This is a genomic window from Psychrobacter sp. KCTC 72983, from assembly GCF_014280455.1.
Classification (GTDB): domain Bacteria; phylum Pseudomonadota; class Gammaproteobacteria; order Pseudomonadales; family Moraxellaceae; genus Psychrobacter; species Psychrobacter pacificensis.
On the sequence record NZ_CP060390.1, the window covers coordinates 753,314 to 771,169 of the forward strand.

At 39.5% G+C, this 17,856-nt stretch carries 9 protein-coding genes and 3 pseudogenes; 6 read left to right on the top strand and 6 right to left on the bottom strand.

Features of this window, described 5'->3' with window-relative positions; all coding sequences use genetic code 11:
• Positions 1 to 62 precede the first annotated feature (62 nt).
• Together PSBA01_RS03160 and PSBA01_RS03165 are read right to left on the bottom strand one after the other, a co-directional pair.
• Positions 63 to 785, bottom strand: a complete 723-nt coding sequence (locus PSBA01_RS03160) for a CHAP domain-containing protein (protein WP_186475027.1) — start codon at positions 783 to 785, stop codon at positions 63 to 65.
• Between the two features lie 797 nt (positions 786 to 1,582).
• Positions 1,583 to 2,227 carry a DUF411 domain-containing protein gene (locus tag PSBA01_RS03165; RefSeq protein ID WP_007394850.1) on the bottom strand — a complete coding sequence of 215 codons (645 nt, stop codon included), beginning with the start codon at positions 2,225 to 2,227 and terminating at the stop codon, positions 1,583 to 1,585.
• Between the two features lie 239 nt (positions 2,228 to 2,466).
• Here PSBA01_RS03165 and lnt point away from each other — a divergent pair, with 239 nt between their 5' ends.
• A complete protein-coding gene (gene lnt, locus PSBA01_RS03170; protein WP_077449698.1) occupies positions 2,467 to 4,035 on the top strand; it encodes an apolipoprotein N-acyltransferase in 1,569 nt (522 codons plus the stop codon).
• 140 nt (positions 4,036 to 4,175) lie between these two features.
• Here the strand turns inward: lnt and PSBA01_RS03175 are convergent.
• Positions 4,176 to 5,400: pseudogene (locus PSBA01_RS03175) on the bottom strand (IS3 family transposase).
• A gap of 218 nt (positions 5,401 to 5,618) precedes the next feature.
• Here PSBA01_RS03175 and PSBA01_RS03180 point away from each other — a divergent pair.
• Both PSBA01_RS03180 and PSBA01_RS03185 read left to right on the top strand, forming a co-directional pair.
• Positions 5,619 to 6,499 (top strand): annotated as a pseudogene (locus PSBA01_RS03180) (IS982 family transposase).
• Between the two features lie 113 nt (positions 6,500 to 6,612).
• Positions 6,613 to 8,781: a protein-disulfide reductase DsbD domain-containing protein gene (locus PSBA01_RS03185; RefSeq protein ID WP_077447475.1), complete on the top strand. Its 2,169-nt coding sequence runs from the start codon at positions 6,613 to 6,615 to the stop codon at positions 8,779 to 8,781.
• A 300-nt stretch (positions 8,782 to 9,081) separates the two neighbouring features.
• Here the strand turns inward: PSBA01_RS03185 and PSBA01_RS03190 are convergent.
• The 3 genes and pseudogenes from PSBA01_RS03190 to PSBA01_RS03200 all read right to left on the bottom strand — a co-directional run bounded on the left by PSBA01_RS03190 (position 9,082) and on the right by PSBA01_RS03200 (position 12,161).
• Positions 9,082 to 9,830, bottom strand: a pseudogene (locus PSBA01_RS03190) (IS5 family transposase).
• Between the two features lie 87 nt (positions 9,831 to 9,917).
• A protein-coding gene (locus PSBA01_RS03195) for an IS3 family transposase (protein WP_186474055.1) occupies positions 9,918 to 11,083 on the bottom strand; the annotation gives its coding sequence in 2 pieces (ribosomal slippage) (positions 9,918 to 10,825 and positions 10,825 to 11,083; 1,167 coding nt in all).
• A 133-nt stretch (positions 11,084 to 11,216) separates the two neighbouring features.
• Positions 11,217 to 12,161, bottom strand: coding sequence for an Arc family DNA-binding protein (locus tag PSBA01_RS03200; RefSeq protein WP_057758737.1), 945 nt, complete (start codon positions 12,159 to 12,161; stop codon positions 11,217 to 11,219).
• Between the two features lie 267 nt (positions 12,162 to 12,428).
• Between PSBA01_RS03200 and PSBA01_RS03205 the strand changes: the two genes are divergently transcribed.
• Genes PSBA01_RS03205 through PSBA01_RS03215 form a run of 3 tightly spaced genes read left to right on the top strand, consistent with a single transcriptional unit; the run spans position 12,429 to position 17,855 of the window.
• Complete coding sequence (locus PSBA01_RS03205) at positions 12,429 to 13,865, top strand: tyrosine-type recombinase/integrase (RefSeq protein ID WP_057758735.1); 1,437 nt, start codon at positions 12,429 to 12,431, stop codon at positions 13,863 to 13,865.
• Positions 13,858 to 15,819, top strand: coding sequence for a hypothetical protein (locus tag PSBA01_RS03210; protein ID WP_057758733.1), 1,962 nt, complete (start codon positions 13,858 to 13,860; stop codon positions 15,817 to 15,819). Before PSBA01_RS03205 ends, PSBA01_RS03210 begins: the two co-directional genes overlap by 8 nt.
• Positions 15,816 to 17,855 (top strand): hypothetical protein, encoded by a 2,040-nt coding sequence (locus tag PSBA01_RS03215; protein WP_057758731.1) that lies wholly within the window; start codon positions 15,816 to 15,818, stop codon positions 17,853 to 17,855. The genes PSBA01_RS03210 and PSBA01_RS03215 overlap by 4 nt, the downstream gene beginning before the upstream one ends.
• The last annotated feature ends 1 nt before the right edge of the window (position 17,856 follow it).

Genomic DNA, 17,856 nt, shown 5'->3' on the forward strand with positions numbered 1-17,856 from the left:
GATATTAAGATCACTACTGGGTTGGAGGAAATAACAACTATGTTGTGCTGACTTAGAAAGTCTTATTTATCATTCATAGCAAGGTGGATATTACGATCTGATGCGGATGCGTCATCCACGTATTTTGAATCGCGCCATGTCGTATAAGCATAGACACCACTGTATGGGCTGATGCTGTTCTGACGGAAATCAGAAATCCAATTTTCGCCATCAAATATTTGGATATGGCCATGCGGGCGCTTTGATGAGCGATCATAGACAATAACATCACCTACTTGGGTTGGCATATCATTACTGATTTTGCTGAAACCTGCTTTCTCAAGTGTGCCACGAGTAGCGTACTGATAGGCTGAAGGATTTGGAGTGAACTCATAACCAGCTGATTGTAGTGCTTTACGTACGTAACGGGCACAATATCCAGAGCTGCCAGATAAAGCCACTTTTGAGGCGCGAGCAGCAGCGATAGCGGGGGCTGAATTGCTGTCAGGAACCTTATTGACTTGCTGCTGTTGTTTTTCAGCGTATAAGCGGCTGTTTAATGATGAAAGCTGATTCTCTTTTTGCTTGGCCTGCGCACTTAGGTTGCTAATTGCTTGACTAATTTCATCATTATTAGAAACATAAGCACCACTTTTGGTGCTATAGATGTTTTTTGATGAACCGTAGTTTGATGCCACAGAAGTATTGGTGATGGTATTATTTGTTTGAGAGATTGTGATAGCAGCACCACTCGTTTGTGCTATGCCCATACCCAGTACTGACAAAATCAATAAAGCCTGTTTCATAAATCTAATACCTACGGTTAATTCAAAATCGTCTGTTATCAACAACAGCGCAGTCAATTAAATCTCAACAACACAAGTATATATACGTCATAGTGACTGATACTTCTGCTGCATATTATTCATATAAAAAATAATTATTGGCGATCACAGCTCATTGAAGTCTTACGAAGCTGTTACAAATCAAGCTGCTGACCAAAACACAAAGCCGACTTTAGCATAGGCTGTTTAGCCTGTCATCACCCTTAAAAACCCCAAAAATACTTTTTTGATGTTGAAAAAATTGCTAATATCCCACATTTTACAATGTAAGTTTGTGTAACATGTACAGAATATAGCTGACTAGATTGACCACAATTTCTACTGTTTTATAAGCAAAAAAAACGTCTGAGGGTTAAATCTATAATTTAGATTTAACCCTCAGACGTTTTTTTATTGGATGAAGTAATTACCCTATATAGGGTCTAACTAATTATTAAGATAATATAATAATTTATAATATTAATATAGATGCTAATTCCCTACTAGCTTATGTAATATTACGTAATTGTTTCGATACATCCTGTATATTCTTGTATTAACCCTTAGTCATTTATCTATTTTAAGGGTTAATAACCGATAAATTCGCTTACATTGTCATCAAAAGTTACAAATTCAAAGTTATTTTTAATTTTAAAGTCGCAATAGCTAATGAATTTTTTGATGAAGAATCATTTTATAAGCAATAGAACAGTCTTATACCTACCTCATTTACTTTTAACGCTAACACTATAATCAAAGTATTCTTAACTGCTAACACACTATAATTGCTGCTCTACCGATTCAATATCAGCATAAACTTGGGTTGTCCCGTCTTTATTGAGCTGCATAACCTGATAGGGCATGAATTTATTTTGATACTCCATACCTGGGCTACCAATAGGCATGCCAGGTACGGCAAGACCCATAGCTTGTACTGGCGGATTTTCTAAAAACTGCGCCATATATTTAGCGGGTACATGACCTTCAAAGACGTAACCATCCGTAGTGACTACAGTATGGCAAGAACGCATTTCATTTGGAACGCTGTAGCGCTCTTTAAATACGGCTAAGTCCGCAACATCTTGCGCGGTTGCACTTAGACCATTATCTTCTGCATGACTTATCCATTCTTTACAGCAGCCGCAATTGGCATCTTTATAGACAGTGGCTGATACGTTTTTTAGTAAGTCTGGTTTACTTACTGATGTCATCATAGAATTATTTATAACGTTTGGTTCAGCTGTCTTTGGAACAGCCAAAACATCTTCAGTTGATGCCGATGTTGTGCTTGCATCAGATACGCCACTACTCGGTTGGCTACAAGCAAATAGTGATGAGGCAGCCAGTAATAATAACGTACTACGCAACCCCTTAGACAGATAACGATTGCATATAAGACTGGATTTTATTTTTAAGGGGGGCATAGTGCTTTCTCATGTACTGTAGGTATTGTGAGCTATAGAAGATCAAGTAACACTTCATATCGTTTGGTAATGTAGCATAATAACCCATTAAACGGAGTACGTAAATTCATCCATTGAGCAGTGCAGGCTGGTATCATAAGCAGTTTTTATTTTAAAATACTGCCTGTAGTATTAACGGCTCTATCTAAGTTTTGGATTTTGATTAAAAATTCAAGGCTCATAATTTTGGATAATTTGCGATGCGCCTGTCTACTATTAATCTACAAAAGCGTTTGAGTACTCACTTAAATCAATTACCGCTATCGCTTACGCTAGTAGCAGCATGGCTTGCAGGAGCTATTTTTTTATTTTCGCTAGCGCCTTATGGGTTTTGGCCGCTAGCAATAGTATCACCAGCGATTTTATATGCGCTGTTGGTGACAAGTATGAGTGGTCGTCGCGCTTTTATTATCGGTGAAGCTTACGGTATGGGGCTATGGTGCGTCGGCGGCTTTTGGCTCTATACTGCTATCCATGATTATAGCGATACACCAACGTGGCTCGCATTGATTATGATTGCATTGATGGGTCTCGGTATGGGACTATTTCATGGATTGTTAGCACTAGTCTTTAACCGTATGGTAGGCAAACAACCCTTTTCATTTGCTGCTCTTTGGGTGCTACAAGAATGGTTAAAAACTTGGTTATTCACAGGCTTTCCGTGGCTGTTTGTTGGTTATGCATTTACTGAAGAGTATTGGTTATCGTCCTTAGCACCCGTTGCTGGTGTTTTTTCCGTCTCTTTTGTTGCCATACTATTGGCTGCAAGTTTAGTAGAGCTACTGCTTCGGCGCAGTAGTTATGCCATCGTTTCTGTACTGTTATTAGCCATTAGCACATCATTATGGCTGGTCAATCCGCAATGGACAAAACCTAAGGGCACACCTGATCTGTCAGTGTCATTGATTCAAGGTAATATTTCACAAGATATAAAGTGGCTGACTAAGTATCAAGTAGAAACGCTAAAGATTTATGCGAAGTTAACACGCACTGAGTGGGGACGTGATGTTGTGGTGTGGCCTGAATCATCTATTCCTATGTTTCAGGATGAGGCTGCGGGCTTTATTAGTGAAATGATAGAAATGGCTAATGCGACCAATACGACATGGATAACTGGTATCCCTTATAAGGATAAAGCGGCATTCAATGCCAGTACGGATAAGTATCCCCCATTTTACAATAGCGTGATTGCTCGAGGTGTAGAAGCGGAAGGCCTATACAAGAAGCAGCGTCTAGTGCCTTTTGGAGAGTATATTCCATTTGAAGGCGTGCTCGATATTTTCCCAAGTTTGGCCGGTAGTCAGGATATTAAGAACTATAGTCGTGGTAGTGATCAGCAGTCACCTCTAAAGGTGCGTGGACACAATATAGGGACGGCTATCTGTTATGAGGTAGCTTATCCAGATACCACGCGTAAAAATGCCATCGATACTGAATTTTTGTTGACCGTCTCTAACGATGCCTGGTTTGGCACTTCAGCAGGACCATTGCAACATTTGCAAATGGTACAAATGCGCGCGCTTGAGAACGGGCGCTGGTTTATTCGAGCGACCAATACTGGTGTTACCGCTATCATTAACCATAAAGGTCGTATTGTAAAACGCGCACCGCAGTTTGAGCGTACTGTACTACGTGGTGAGATACAGGCACGGGTTGGTAACACGCCCTTTATGCTTATGGGAAATTATCCTATCTTGATAATAATAACCTTGTTATTACTACTAAGCTATTTTGGCAAAGGTCTAACCACACTTAGAAGACGAGGGTAATAGTAAACTTAATCATAATAATTTAATCAGTGTAAGTTTTTTATTTTTTCTAGGTAACGTCCTAACGCACGTAAATATAAAAGTTTTAAACTATTGACCCCTGCCGTCAAATCCGTATACATAAACTTGGGAGATTTTAATTACGCAGCTTGACGATAATAATCAAACCACACCTGTCTTGGCGATTGATAGCCCAAACCCTTTTGAATCCTCGTCTGATTGTAGTACAGCTCGATATAACTGATAATATCATTGATGGCTGTGAACCTTGTTTTATAGTCTTGATGATATACCAGCTCATTCTTTAATGTGCCCCAGAAGCTTTCTATCGGAGCGTTATCGAAACAGTTGCCTTTGCCGCTCATTGAGCCTATAAATTGATGCTGCTTAATGGTCTTGTGGTAGGCGTGACTGCAATACTGACTGCCTCTGTCTGAATGAACGATTAGCCCTTTGCTTGGACGTTTATTCTTGATGGCCATATTTAGTGCTTTGCAAACTAAATCTGCGGTCATACGCTTGTTAATAGCGTAACCGACAAGCTCTTTGGTGTATAAGTCTTTGACCCCTGCTAAGTACAGCCAACCCTCATTCGTCCAGATATAGGTGATGTCGCTGACCCACGACTCGTTAGGGCGCTTAGCATCAAACTTCTGATCCAGTACGTTTGGATAGACCAGCTTGTTGTGATTGGAGTCGGTGGTGACTTTAAAGCGCTTATGACTACGACATTTAATGCCGTGTTGCTCTTTGATGCTTCTTACCATATACAGGCTAATGTTATGGCCTTGCTCGCTTAGATGAGCATGCAGTCGATCTGCGCCATAACGTTCTTTCGTTTCATTGTGAGCCGCTTTAACCAGTAATTCAGACTGGTTGCGATGTATCTGTTGCTCGCTGAGATCACGACTTAGCCAGTCGTAATAGCTTGATGGCTTAACCCTTAACACACGGCACATAGTGGTGATGCGAAAGAGGAACTGGTTGTCTTTGATAAAGGCGTACCTGACTAACTGTTTCTCGCGAAGTACGCCGTCGCCAACTCGAGCATAGCTCTCCCCTTACGTCGGGGCGAAGCAGTGCTTCGCTTTATCCCTCCTCATTTAGTATTTCGCGTTCCTCTTCGGCAACTTTAAGCTGTCGCTTTAGGCGTTTTACCTCTTCAAGCGCACTCATAAGTTCAGGGTCATACTGCTTTGTTCCTACAAGCTTGCCTTGATTAGCTTTGTTCTGCCAGTTGGATAGCGTTTGCATGGCGATGCCAAGTTGCTTTGCGGTCGCTGAAATATTGCCGTTGTTATCCGCTATCTTCTTGACGGCTTCAGCTTTAAATTCGTCACTGTAGGTTCTTACTTTCTTGGTCATGGTAAACTCCTGTCAATACGCTTAGTTTACCAAGTTTATCTCTACGGTTTCTTCAGCATAGCTCACCATGATTTTGTATCCCTTAATAGTATATTGTAGTATGTTGTATATAATATAACCCCAGTTCGGGATAAGCGCTCAAAAAAAAGATAAAAAAAGAAGTCCAAAGTTGCTAAAGTAAGTTTACCAAGACAAACTTCACAACAAGGACTTCTTACATGGACAACCTAACCGAACTATACTGCCATATTGACGACTTTTATCAGCAATTCAAACCTGAGTTTGACGCTCATTTAATCGCAACGGGACACCAAAGGTTAAGAGCATGCCAGATAAGTGTAGCAGAGATTATGACCATCTTGGTACTGTTTCATCAACTGCGGTATCGACAGTTTAAGGCGTTTTACTACCACCATATGCATGGCATGATGAAACGGGCGTTTCCAAATCTGCCGAGCTACTCGCGATTTATAAAGCTTGTGCCGCGCAGTATCATACCACTGTGCAGCTACTTGCAAAGCATGATGGGCGACTGTACGGGTATCAGCTATATTGATTCAACCAAGATAGCAGTTTGTCATAACAAGCGTATCTACCGTCATAAAGTCTTTAAGGGACTTGCAACCCGAGGCAAAAGCGCATGGGCTGGTTCTATGGCTTTAAGCTACACGCCATTATCAATCATAAGGGCGAGCTTGTATCTGTTAAAGTCACTGCGGGTAATACGGATGACAGAGTGCCTGTTAAGGATATGGCAACGCCTGTGTTTGGCAAGGTGTTTGGGGATAGAGGCTATATCAGTAAAGCCCTAAACGAGTGGCTCACAAAACACAGTGATACCACGTTGATAACCAAACTTCGGCGTAATATGAAACCCCAATTACTTGAGCCTATGGATGAGGCACTACTCAATCATCGCTCTTTGGTTGAAACGGTGTTTGGAGAGCTTAAAAACTTGTGCCGAATCGAACACTCACGCCATCGTAGTGTCACGGGGTTTATCACAAACTTGCTGTCAGGTTTAATTGCTTATTGCTGGTTTCCCTATAAACCCACCATCAAAAACATGCCTCAGCAGGGACAGGTAGCGACATTGTAAATAGTATCAATGAGTTACAATGTGGCTTATCCCGAACTGGGGTTGTAAATAGACAAGTCCATACAGACAGTGAATTGGTCAATTCGAATATTGGAAATAATAGGTAGCCCTTCATGTCCCTTAAGAGCGCAGAAAAGTCTCCGTCATTAACGCAAAATAAACCGTCAAAAAAATCTTATCTGTTGGCGTTCGCTTTCAGCGCGGGCTCATTATTGACAGGGCTAGGAGCTACTGGGCTGACGGCCGTGCCAGTGGCATCGCAAGCGGCAGGATTGGGTGATTTATTTGGTAATAAAAGTGCTGCCCAACCGAAATTTTTGCCTGTTGATGAAGCGTTTCAAGTTAGCAGTAGCAGCAAACCGACCAATAATGGCACGCGCTTATCGATTAACTTTGACATTACACCTGAGCACTATGTTTATAAAGACCAAATTAAGCTAACGTTGCCTGCTGGCGTGAGCGCTGCACCTTTTACCTTTAGCCAAAAGCCAGTCTCCATTGATGATCCAACCTTTGGGCAAGTATTGGTATTTGACCAAGCCAATATGGTTGCTACTACCATTTTGAGTAGTAGTAATGGCAAGGCGATAAATAATGCCGCCGTGACGATAGGTTGGCAAGGCTGTGCCAAAGCGGGTCTATGCTATCCACCGGAGAAAATAAAAACCACGGTCAATATCGCTGCTGCGTCACAATCGGCAGCCAATAGTTCAAGTAGTACTGCTACAGTTTCTGCGAGCAATAACAGCAATGTAGAAACTGCGCAAGCCTCTACAGATGGGACAGTTACCAATAGTCTTGCTACAGAGCAAACTACGCCAGATGACGAGGTGATTGATTATGCATTGTTAGATGACGAAGCGTTAGATGCAGAGCTTGGTGCAATCAATACCATCTCTGGAGCCGATGAAGAAGTGGTAGGCGATAATGTCACAAGTGAAGCAGCGAACAATGACGCTGTCATAAATAATGCTGCTGCAACAAACAATACCGTTGTTGGTGATAACACGATTGATAGCGACCCTTTTGGCTTAGCTTCGCATCCGTGGTTGGCATTGGTGTTATTGTTCTTGGCAGGGTTGGTCTTGGCATTGACGCCATGCGTGTTACCGATGCTACCGATTGTTGCCAATATCGTCGCGCGTGAAGACAATCCAACGGTAAAACGCGGTGTTATTTTAACGACCAGCTACGCTATTGGTGTTGCCATCGCTTATGGTATTTTAGGCGCGGTCATTGCGGTATTTGGCGAATCGTTAGGCATTATCGGTTGGCTACAAAATCCGATTATTTTAATTGGGTTTGCCATCGTTTTTGTCTTATTAGCCCTTTATATGTTGGGCGTATTTAGCATTCGTCTGCCGAGATTTATCAGTAGTAAAATGCAGGGTCTAAGCCAAGCGGGGGATAGCAAGCTTGGTAGTACGGGCGGCAGTTTAATTGCGGGATTCTTATCGGCGCTCGTGGTATCGCCTTGTGTTTCGGCACCCTTATTTGGGGCGCTGCTTGCTGTATCAACGATTGGAAGTCCATTACTTGGCTTTGCGGCTTTATTTATGCTCGGTTTTGGTTTATCAGCGCCGCTTATTTTAATCGGCGCGACCCAAGGTAAAATCATGCCAAAAGCGGGTGAGTGGATGAACTGGGTCAAGCAGGGCTTTGCTTTGTTGCTTTTTGCCGTGGCATTGTTATTAATTGAACGCGTCTTTATCTCGCCTGTGATGCTGATGGTTTGGGCGCTGTGGTTTATGGTCGTGGCGATGTGGGCGTGGAGCTGGCTAGGCAAAGGTCGGATGCTGACCCAAGCGCTAGGCTTAATCGCTGGTATTTGGGCGACGTGTTTAATCGTCGGCGCCGCATTGGGCAATGACGACAGCTTGCATCCGCTTGCCTCCCTAACTGCGGTTCCGGTGCTGCAGACAACTGCTGGTCAACCAGCCACCAGTAATGCAACCGATAAGACGGTCACGACGCTGGCTGAGTTAGATGCCATTGTCGCCGCCAATCCTAAAGTGCTGGTCGATGTCACCGCCGAATGGTGTATTGCATGCCGGATTATGGAGAAAAACTTATTTCATAATCGCCCTGCGCAAATGCAAGATTGGCAATTGGTCAGACTTGATATCACGGAGACAACAGCGGATTCAAAAGCAATCTTAGCGCGTTATAAACTATTTGGTCCGCCAGCATTGCTGTATTATCAAGACGGGCAATTGGTCAATCAGCAAGTGGGTGAAATCGGGCGCGCAGCGTTTGAGCAAACCTTAACCGCGCTAAATTAATCGTTTAAATGTAGATAAATTCCACATCATTTCTACCCATTAAAAAGACAACGTCCTTTGATAATAGGACGTTGTCTTTTTCAATCTTACTAAATAGCCTTTTTAACATAGACGCTAAATCCTTGGTTTAGCATTATTTATTACTACTTACCTTATTATTTACATCAGTATTTGCTCGCAATAACGCTAGTATAGTGCCCTTATTTTCATTACAATAAAGCAACATTGCTAAAGGCGCATTACCACGAGTAATGGCTACCTTGCACGTCCATATTTATTGATTTTCTTTAGGGCGTGTCATCAATTAAGCCAAACGACACAAGAAACTAAGTGAATGGCACTAAGGAAATGACTGGCTAACTTATCATAGCGAGTGGCAATCGCACGATACTGCTTAATCTTGGCAAAGAAGTTCTCTATTAGGTGCCTCGCTTTATAAAGCTCTTTATCGAAGTCTCTTGGCTGCAGCCGATGACACTTAGATGGTATAACTGCATTACCTTGCACTGCTTTAATCGGTTCAATAACGCGGGCATCAGCATCGTAAGCTTTATCGGCAAGCCACGTTTGGCTAATACTGACATCAAGCAATTCATCTGAGCCACACAGGTCATGAGCTGCCCCACCTGTTAGATAAAAGCCAGTAGGATTGCCTAATGCATCTGTTCGAGTATGTATTTTAGTCTTCAGTCCACCTTTGCTGCGTCCAATGGCTTGATCCCTTTTTTTCCAGCACTGTGCTGGTGGGCTTTAACAATCGTGGCATCTAGCATGGCATATTCGTCATCGGATTGTTCAGAGAGTTGATTAAAAACCTGCTTCCATACGCCTTTTTTTGACCAGCGACTAAAACGAGTATGAATCACTCTGAAGTCGCCAAAGCGTTCAGGTAGGTCACGCCAAGGTATGCCGGTCTTGTAACGGTACAGAACCGCTTCTACGAACAAGCGGTTATCCTTTGCAGTAACACCAACGTCACTTGGTTTACCAGGTAGAATGTCTTTAATTCTCTCCCATTGGTCATCACGTAGGGCATGTCGTCTTGTCATAGTCATTGAGCTCAAATTCCTAAATACGATCTAAGTATAGCTGACCCCTGCCGTCAAATCCGTATACATAAACTTGGGAGATTTTAGTTACGCAGTCTGACGATAATAATCAAACCACACCTGTCTTGGCGATTTATAGCTCGAGCCCTTTTGAATCCTCGTTTGGTTGTAGTACAGCTCAATATAGCCAATAATATCGTTGATCGCTGCAAATCTTGTTTTATAGTCTTGGTGATATACTAATTCATTCTTTAATACGCCCCAGAAGCTTTCTATTGGAGCATTGTCGAAGCAATTACCTTTAGCGCTCATTGAGCCTGTAAACTTATGCTGCTCGATAATCTTATGGTACGCATGGCTACAATATTGGCTACCTCTATCTGAATGAACAATCAGTCCTTGAGTAGGTCGTTTGTTCTTGATGGCCATATTGAGTGCACGGCATACTAAATCAGCGGTCATGCGCTTATTGATAGCGTAGCCGACAAGCTCTTTGGTGTATAAATCTTTCACTCCAGCTAAATATAACCAGCCCTCAGCAGTCCAGATATAGGTAATGTCGCTGACCCATGCTTCGTTAGGACGCTTAGCGTCAAACCTCTGATCTAAAACATTGTCATAGACCAGCTTGTTGTGGTTTGAGTCAGTAGTGACTTTAAAGCGCTTATGACGACGGCATTTGATGCCGTGTTCCTCTTTGATGCTTCTTACCATATACAGGCTAATGTTGTGGCCTTGTTTGCTTAGATGAGCATGCAATCGATCTACGCCATAACGTTCTTTCATTTCACTGTGAGCGGCTTTAACTAGTAGCTCGCACTGATTGCGGTGTACCTGCTGTTCGCTGATGTCACGACTTAGCCAATCGTAGTAGCTTGAGGGCTTAACGCTTAATACACGGCACATAGTAGTGGTGCTAAATATCTGACGATTGTCTTTGATAAAAGCGTACTTTACGGGCTGTTTTTCGCGAAGTACGCGGTCGCCTTTTTTAGAATCTCGCGCTCCTCTTCAGCCACTTTGAGCTGACGCTTGAGCTGCTTTATTTCTTGAAGAGCACTCATAAGGTCAGGATCATATTGCTCTGTGCCAACAAGCTTGCCTTGATTGGCTTTGTTATGCCAGTTTGATAGCGTTTGCATGGCAATACCTAACTGCTTTGCAGTAGCTGAGATATTGCCATTATTATCTGCTATCTTCTTGACAGCTTCAGCTTTAAATTCGTTACTGTAGGTTCTTAATTTCTTGGTCATGGTAAACTCCTATAATTGTGCTTAGTTTACCAAGTTTAGTTGTACGGTTTCTTCAGCATAGCTCAAGCTTATTCTGAAATATCTATGCTAATTGATGACACGCCCTAGTATGGCATACTTATTTTATCTCAAATTACTTTATAGATATTTTAGATAAAATCTCATGTCCACTAATATAAAGTTCATTAGACATGCACATCTCACTCCATCCTTTCCAGTAACTATTAGCTTTCTTTGAATACATTGACCTATCCCAAATATCTTCAATCCAAGAATTGTGACGATACTTATCAATTACTTTGATCGGATTTTGTTTGGCCCAAATTAATTCGTTAAAGTCTGGTTCTGAAACTATTGCTCCTCTGATCTTTGAGATATGGTACTTACAAAGATACTTTAATGTTAAGGATAGGAGCGCTCTGTCTTCAGAGCCACCTATACCTACTTTGTCACTGACATGCACACGAGAGTCTAGAACCAAACCATGCCAACTATCGTAATGCTTGATAATAACTAGTTCACCGTTTTCAGTATTGTTCCGAGCAAACCAGACCAACTTAACCTCATCTTCATTATTACCTTTTAATAAGCTTCTAGCATTCTCTTCAATATCATAACCAAACTCAAATGTTTCTTTTGCGAAAGGCCTTCCTTCATCATGAACGAGCCAATTCTTTTGGCATCCAAAGTATGTGGCTAATTTTTCTAATTCGTTAAACGATGGCTCTTTTCGCCCTTCAAACCAATCCTCAGTAACGCCCACACTATTGTATCCCAGGGCCTCAGCAACTCTAGAAATACTTGGGGTATGAAAACTATCAGTTGCCTTAGCTTCACTCAAGAGGAAATTTAGTTTGCCAGATAGTAGATTTAAGCGATCGCTACGTAAATGAGCATCAAAAAAACTCTTTAAATCGTCGATAGCTTCGATATAACTTCCTTCTTGACCTTCAAAAGATTTTTCTAGTCGATACTGTGCCTCGGCATTAATTGAACGTCCACTAACTTTTGAGGCATCGGAGATCAGGGCTTTCAATTCAGTAGGAATTCTTAAATTAAACTGCACATTTTTTGACATTTTAAAGCCCAAATAGAATATTGAATTTAAAACAAATAATATTACCATAAGGAACTTGCGGCAATGATAGCATAATGCTATCATATTATGTAACAAACCCTAAAGAGGTAAATACATGTCAAATCAGAAGGTTCAGATGAACGTCCGGGTACCTAAAGAACTTAAGAATTTTGCCATAAATGATGCAAAGAACCAGTTCCATTCGTTATCTCAATATATAGAAAAGCTTATGTTTAAAGCCAAAGAACTCAGTGAACTAGAAAAGAGATGAAACCTTCTCTTAAAGACCTTTTTGACTCTAATGCAAAAGTAATTTATCTAAGACGGTTTAGATTGCAGAATGCAAATTGGTCAAAGACTGCTCAGGCTAATGATTACGATTACACTTTTAGCTCTTTAGCTAACTCAGATTATCACTTCAGAATGCCTGTTATCATTCAATCAGATGGTTTACCTTGGAAAATAGGTAACCTATATCTCATGGGACAACTAGACACTCCTGCGCTTTCAAATATGAAAACGTTATCCGCAAGAGCTATCCACCTAAAATACTATCTACAGTACCTAGAACATAGTAACCAACACTTTTTAGACTTACCTACCCAGTATCAGCAAAGAGTTCCTCGCAAATTCAAAGCTTTTTTACAGGCTGTAATAGAACAGCACGACTTTAGCTCTCAATACATTAATAACATTCTGTCCTCTGTTGCTCATTTCTATAATTATATACAGCATCAATCATTCGTATCTCAGTCTGATATAGAGAATAAGCCCTTTAGAGAAAGGAAGGTTTCTATACCTATTCATAATAATGTAGGAATAATGAGGAATATTAGTGTTATTACAAATGATCTCAAGCTAAGAAGCAGCAGAAAACCCTTACCATCACTAGGTAAGTTGAGAGATGGAGGCAGTCTGCGTCCTTTAAGCTCTGAAGAACAAGAAATTATTTTCAGGGCATTTGATAAAAACTATGCGTCAATAGAGTTAGAGCTAATGATAAGAATAGCTCTCGGAACAGGAGCTAGACAACAAAGCGTATGCACTCTCTCTATTGCTTGTATCAAAACTGCTCTCCACTACTTAGAACAAAATGCTGATTCAAATTATGCCGTGATAAATACTGGATATAAATACAGAACAGATTCAAAGGGTGGGCGACTAAACCGCTTAATGTTTTCACGTAACCTAATTGATCATTTAGCAACATATATAGATTGCGAAAGAGCGGAACATAGAAGACAAAATATAAACAGCTTTTATGCAAATACTGACGATAACTATGTGTTTTTAACTCGAACTGGAAACCCCTATTTAACTGCTGAAAGAGAAATTATAGATCGTAATCGTAACAACCCTAAACCAGTTTGGAACACTGAAGCGCCCGTTATGGTACCTAAAAACGGCCAATCTTTAAGAAATGAATTAAAAAAATTCATTTCCAAGGTTCAAAAATTTGAACCAAGTCTTCAAAATTTTTCATTCCATGATTTGCGTGCTACCTATGGGATGAATATCGTAAGAAACCTTAGAGCTAAGGAATACCCTGATTCTAAGATATTTGATCATGTCAGACAAAGGTTAAACCATAGAAGCCTAACAACCACTGAGGCCTATCTAAAATTCGACTCGGAAGTAAAAGAATTCAATGATATACAAGATACGTTCGGCGTAACATTTGATAAGGGCGAATATAATGTCTAATTCTTTCAATGACAGGCAGCTTATTGAGATAAGCACTAAGCAAATAGAAGATATCGTTGATCCTCAATACACAGTAATTGTAGGTTCAAGAGCTGATGGTGTGTCCTTTAAAGTCGATATTGGTAGAGTCTGCTATACCAATAGAGAGAACGATTCTGGTCATTCCCGAGATAAAACTAAGAGCTATATTACGGGCCTAGTTGATGAATCAACATTGTCTATAGAACGTGTAGAATGGTTGAGAAGGTACCTTAGGGAAATCCTTCAAAAAGGGTTGAGAGATGAAACGGTGCGAGGTTACCTTCATAATTTAAGATATTTTTTTGATTTTTGTGATTTTGAAGGCTCTAAGCCTCTTACTTTAGATGATTTAGCATCTAATTATAAATATTATCAAATTAATCTCTATCAAAAGGCGCGTTTAAGTGGTGCAAAATCTATAAGCACTACAACTCTTTATGACAAGCTAAATACTGCAAGAGATTTCATAAAAATCGCTTATAACTTATCTGATATCGATATACTTAGTATTATTCCCAAGCATCGTCATATGGGGCATAACAGTAAAGAAAGAGACTCCTCATTAGAAGACTTCAAAAACTTCTTACAAACCTGCATTACATACTTTAATGAATTCTCATACGCCATATTAAATAAAATCTACCCTATACCTATTACTTTAGCAAAATCATCAAGTAATGATTATTATTGGGATTCAACTAGAAAATATGGCATAAAGAAACTACCTAATTGCTTCTACAATAGTGGTGAACCCTTACCCTTTAATGAGGTAAAAAATGCTTTATCAAATTATTATAATTGTGAGCATACTAAGAAAGATTTCTATAAAAACACATTAATAAACAACAGAAATACATGGATCAATGAGAATTTAGACTCTAGAAAAATTTATGCTTATAACCTATGTACATATTGCTTTTATTACATTTACCTTTCTTTCACTGCTGCTAATATACAACCCACACTTGATTTGAAAATATCTGATTTAAATTTGGAAAACCTTGGCTTATCAACTTTTGCTAAAAAACATAAATATCGAGCAGGTAGACAGATTGAATTTTCCGCTCCTTCTCACTTAAAACGTTATCTCATACAGTATTTGAAACTTAGAGAGTGGGTTGATAACCTTCATCTTCCTGGAGACTGTCAAGAATACTTGTTTATGCGTATTGGAGAACATCGTCAATTAAAGCGTTTTGCACGTAGCTCTGTCAGTTCTATTGACGACAATACTCCACTTTTTAAAGGGGTTAAAAGGGTTACTGCTAGAGACATTAGAAACCTATGTGCGGAATACTACATAAAACATTCTAAAGGAAATTTGTCATTAGTAGCTAGGAAGTTGAATAACTCTTTAACTACAGTAGCTAAATCTTACACTTCGATCGATATTGAGTCTCAAGCAATAGAGATGAATCATTATCACGAAAAAATGATTACCGCAGTTCTTAGGTCTAATCGAACTAATGAACAAACTATATCTATCAAGACTTCAACTAACTATGATACGGAGAAAATACCAGCAGGATCTTGTTCTAACCTATCAGATAATGATCCTGTTAAGGCATTGGGCTTTAATAATGAAGCCCCCAACCCTTCCTGTGCTACATTTGAAAGTTGTTTGTTCTGTGAATTTTTTGCAATTCATATAGATTTTGAAGATATACATAAACTATTAAGTTTGAAGGAGGCTCTACTAAAGTCTTCTATGATTCGTGATGATCCTGAATATCATCTTCTCTCTATAGAACCATCACTATTTAGAATTGACGAGATTATCAATATTCTTAAAGGAAAAGATAATAGAGTAATTGAACTCGTTGATGATGCTGAACAAAAAATAAAAATGCAAATTTATAATGAGTATTGGGATGAGCATATAAATTTTCTCACTGTAGCCTCAGAATCTAACAGAAAAAGCTTAAGTTTATGACCAAGACAATGATGCGTGAACCCCTCGTTAAAGAGATACAACCAATATCTAAAGACCTAATCGAAAACCCATCATCTGGTTTGATTGTAACGCTTTCCAAGAGTGGAGATGCTTTATCATTATTCTCTGATGATATTTGGGACTATAGTGCTACTAGCAATTCACATAGAACTATTAATTTTAGAACTAAAATTCGGAACCTATCCTCATCTATTAATACCGACGGCAAAAAATTCAAATCAGCAGTTAAGTTTTTGAAGGTATTTACTCTCAATTGGAATTGTGAGATGAATGGATGTTCTATGTCAAAATTGAATAGTGATATAGTCGCTATATCCTTCCTAATTAGTTACTGTGTAAACAATAATATTGACTTTAATAATATATTTACTGACAGTAGTGCAATCGACTTCCTAGTAACTAATAGTTCGACGGAGAAACAAATAGGTTTGCATTTAGGCAAGATACAAAGATTTATTGATACAGCATCTGTTTTAAATCAAAGTAATTTTTGGTGTAACATGCAACCTTCAAAAGAATTTTCAAGCAAACTAAGAAAGACTAGAAAATCTTTCCCTGAGACTTCTCAAAGTCTTCAAACCATGATCATTCCTTCACGTATTTATCAGAACCTGCTAAAAGATACCATTGAAAGTTTGCAGGTTTTTAATAAGCACGCTGAGCAGATCTCATATGTTTTTTCTGCACGTACTAAAGTAAGAGATGAAGCATTAAGATTAGATCAGAGTGTACCTATGAGTAAGCTTACTAAATCACAAAAAAGCTTAATCAGATTTTATTGGCAAACTGCTTTGAAGACAGATACAAAGCTAACTAAGATTTTAGCAGAATTAACAGATTTAAACATCATCAAGAATGCTAATTGGTTAAGTTTAACAATCAGCTTAGGTCAAATACAGATGAAAAGCGCTTTTGTTATAGCTGCGTTTACAGGTATGCGTAAAAATGAATTACTATCTATCCCTTTCAACGGGCTAAGACATATTCATTCCGATACTGGGAATATACCTGTAGTATGGTCAACTACAACAAAATTGGAAAGTAATGGAGTACCAAGATTTACAAAATGGGTAACAGGTTCAATTGTTGAAGAAGCTTTTGAAGCAGCTAAATTTATCACTCAAGGAGCTTTGAACTGGTCTGCTAATAAGAGTCAGGTGGCAGAAGATGAGAGTAAGTTACCGTTGTTTTTTTCAATTGAAAATGGGAAATCTGGAAAGCCTCATCCGCATTTTGATTATGCAACAACTGCCTTAAATAGCAACCTCATTCAAAAAATAATGTCATCAGAGCACTTATTAATTTCAGAACAAGACTTAAAGGAAGTCAGTCAATTTTTATACGGCGATGAAATATCTAATAATATTAAATTAGGTAAGCCTTGGCCTTTAGGCTTTCATCAGTTTAGACGCTCCTTAGCCGTGTATGCTGCTTCTAGTGGTTATGTTTCATATCCTACTCTTAAATCCCAGCTAAAACATATAAGCATGATGATGACAGTCTATTACACGGACTCAAACTCTAGAGCGATAAATATTTTAGGCAACGGCCCTGAAGTCAAAGCTATGCAAAAGGAATGGCAGGAGGCCCAAGCAAGAGTAGAGTCAGATAATTTGCATGAATTGTTAGATAGCAGGGTGACACTAACTGGTGCAGCTGGTAAAAATCTACAAAAAAGAAAAGTAGAGAATAAGCTTCCTAAGTTCTTAGATAATAGAAATAGTACTAAGAAAGCAGTCAAAAATGGCAAAATTCGTTATCGATCTACTTTAGTTGGCGGATGTATGTCTATTAAACCTTGTGATAAAGGTGCTGGTGTATTGGCATCTGCTTGTATTAGCTGTGAAAATGCGGTGTTTTCACCAGAATCCAAAAGTATTTTGCTACAAACTAAAGATTTTTATAAGTCTCAACTCACTTTAGATATTCCAAAGCGTGTTCATCATGAATACGAAGTGAGTATTAAAAAAATAGACAGTCTTCTTTCAGTATTAGAAGTAAATCAAGAGAAATAAC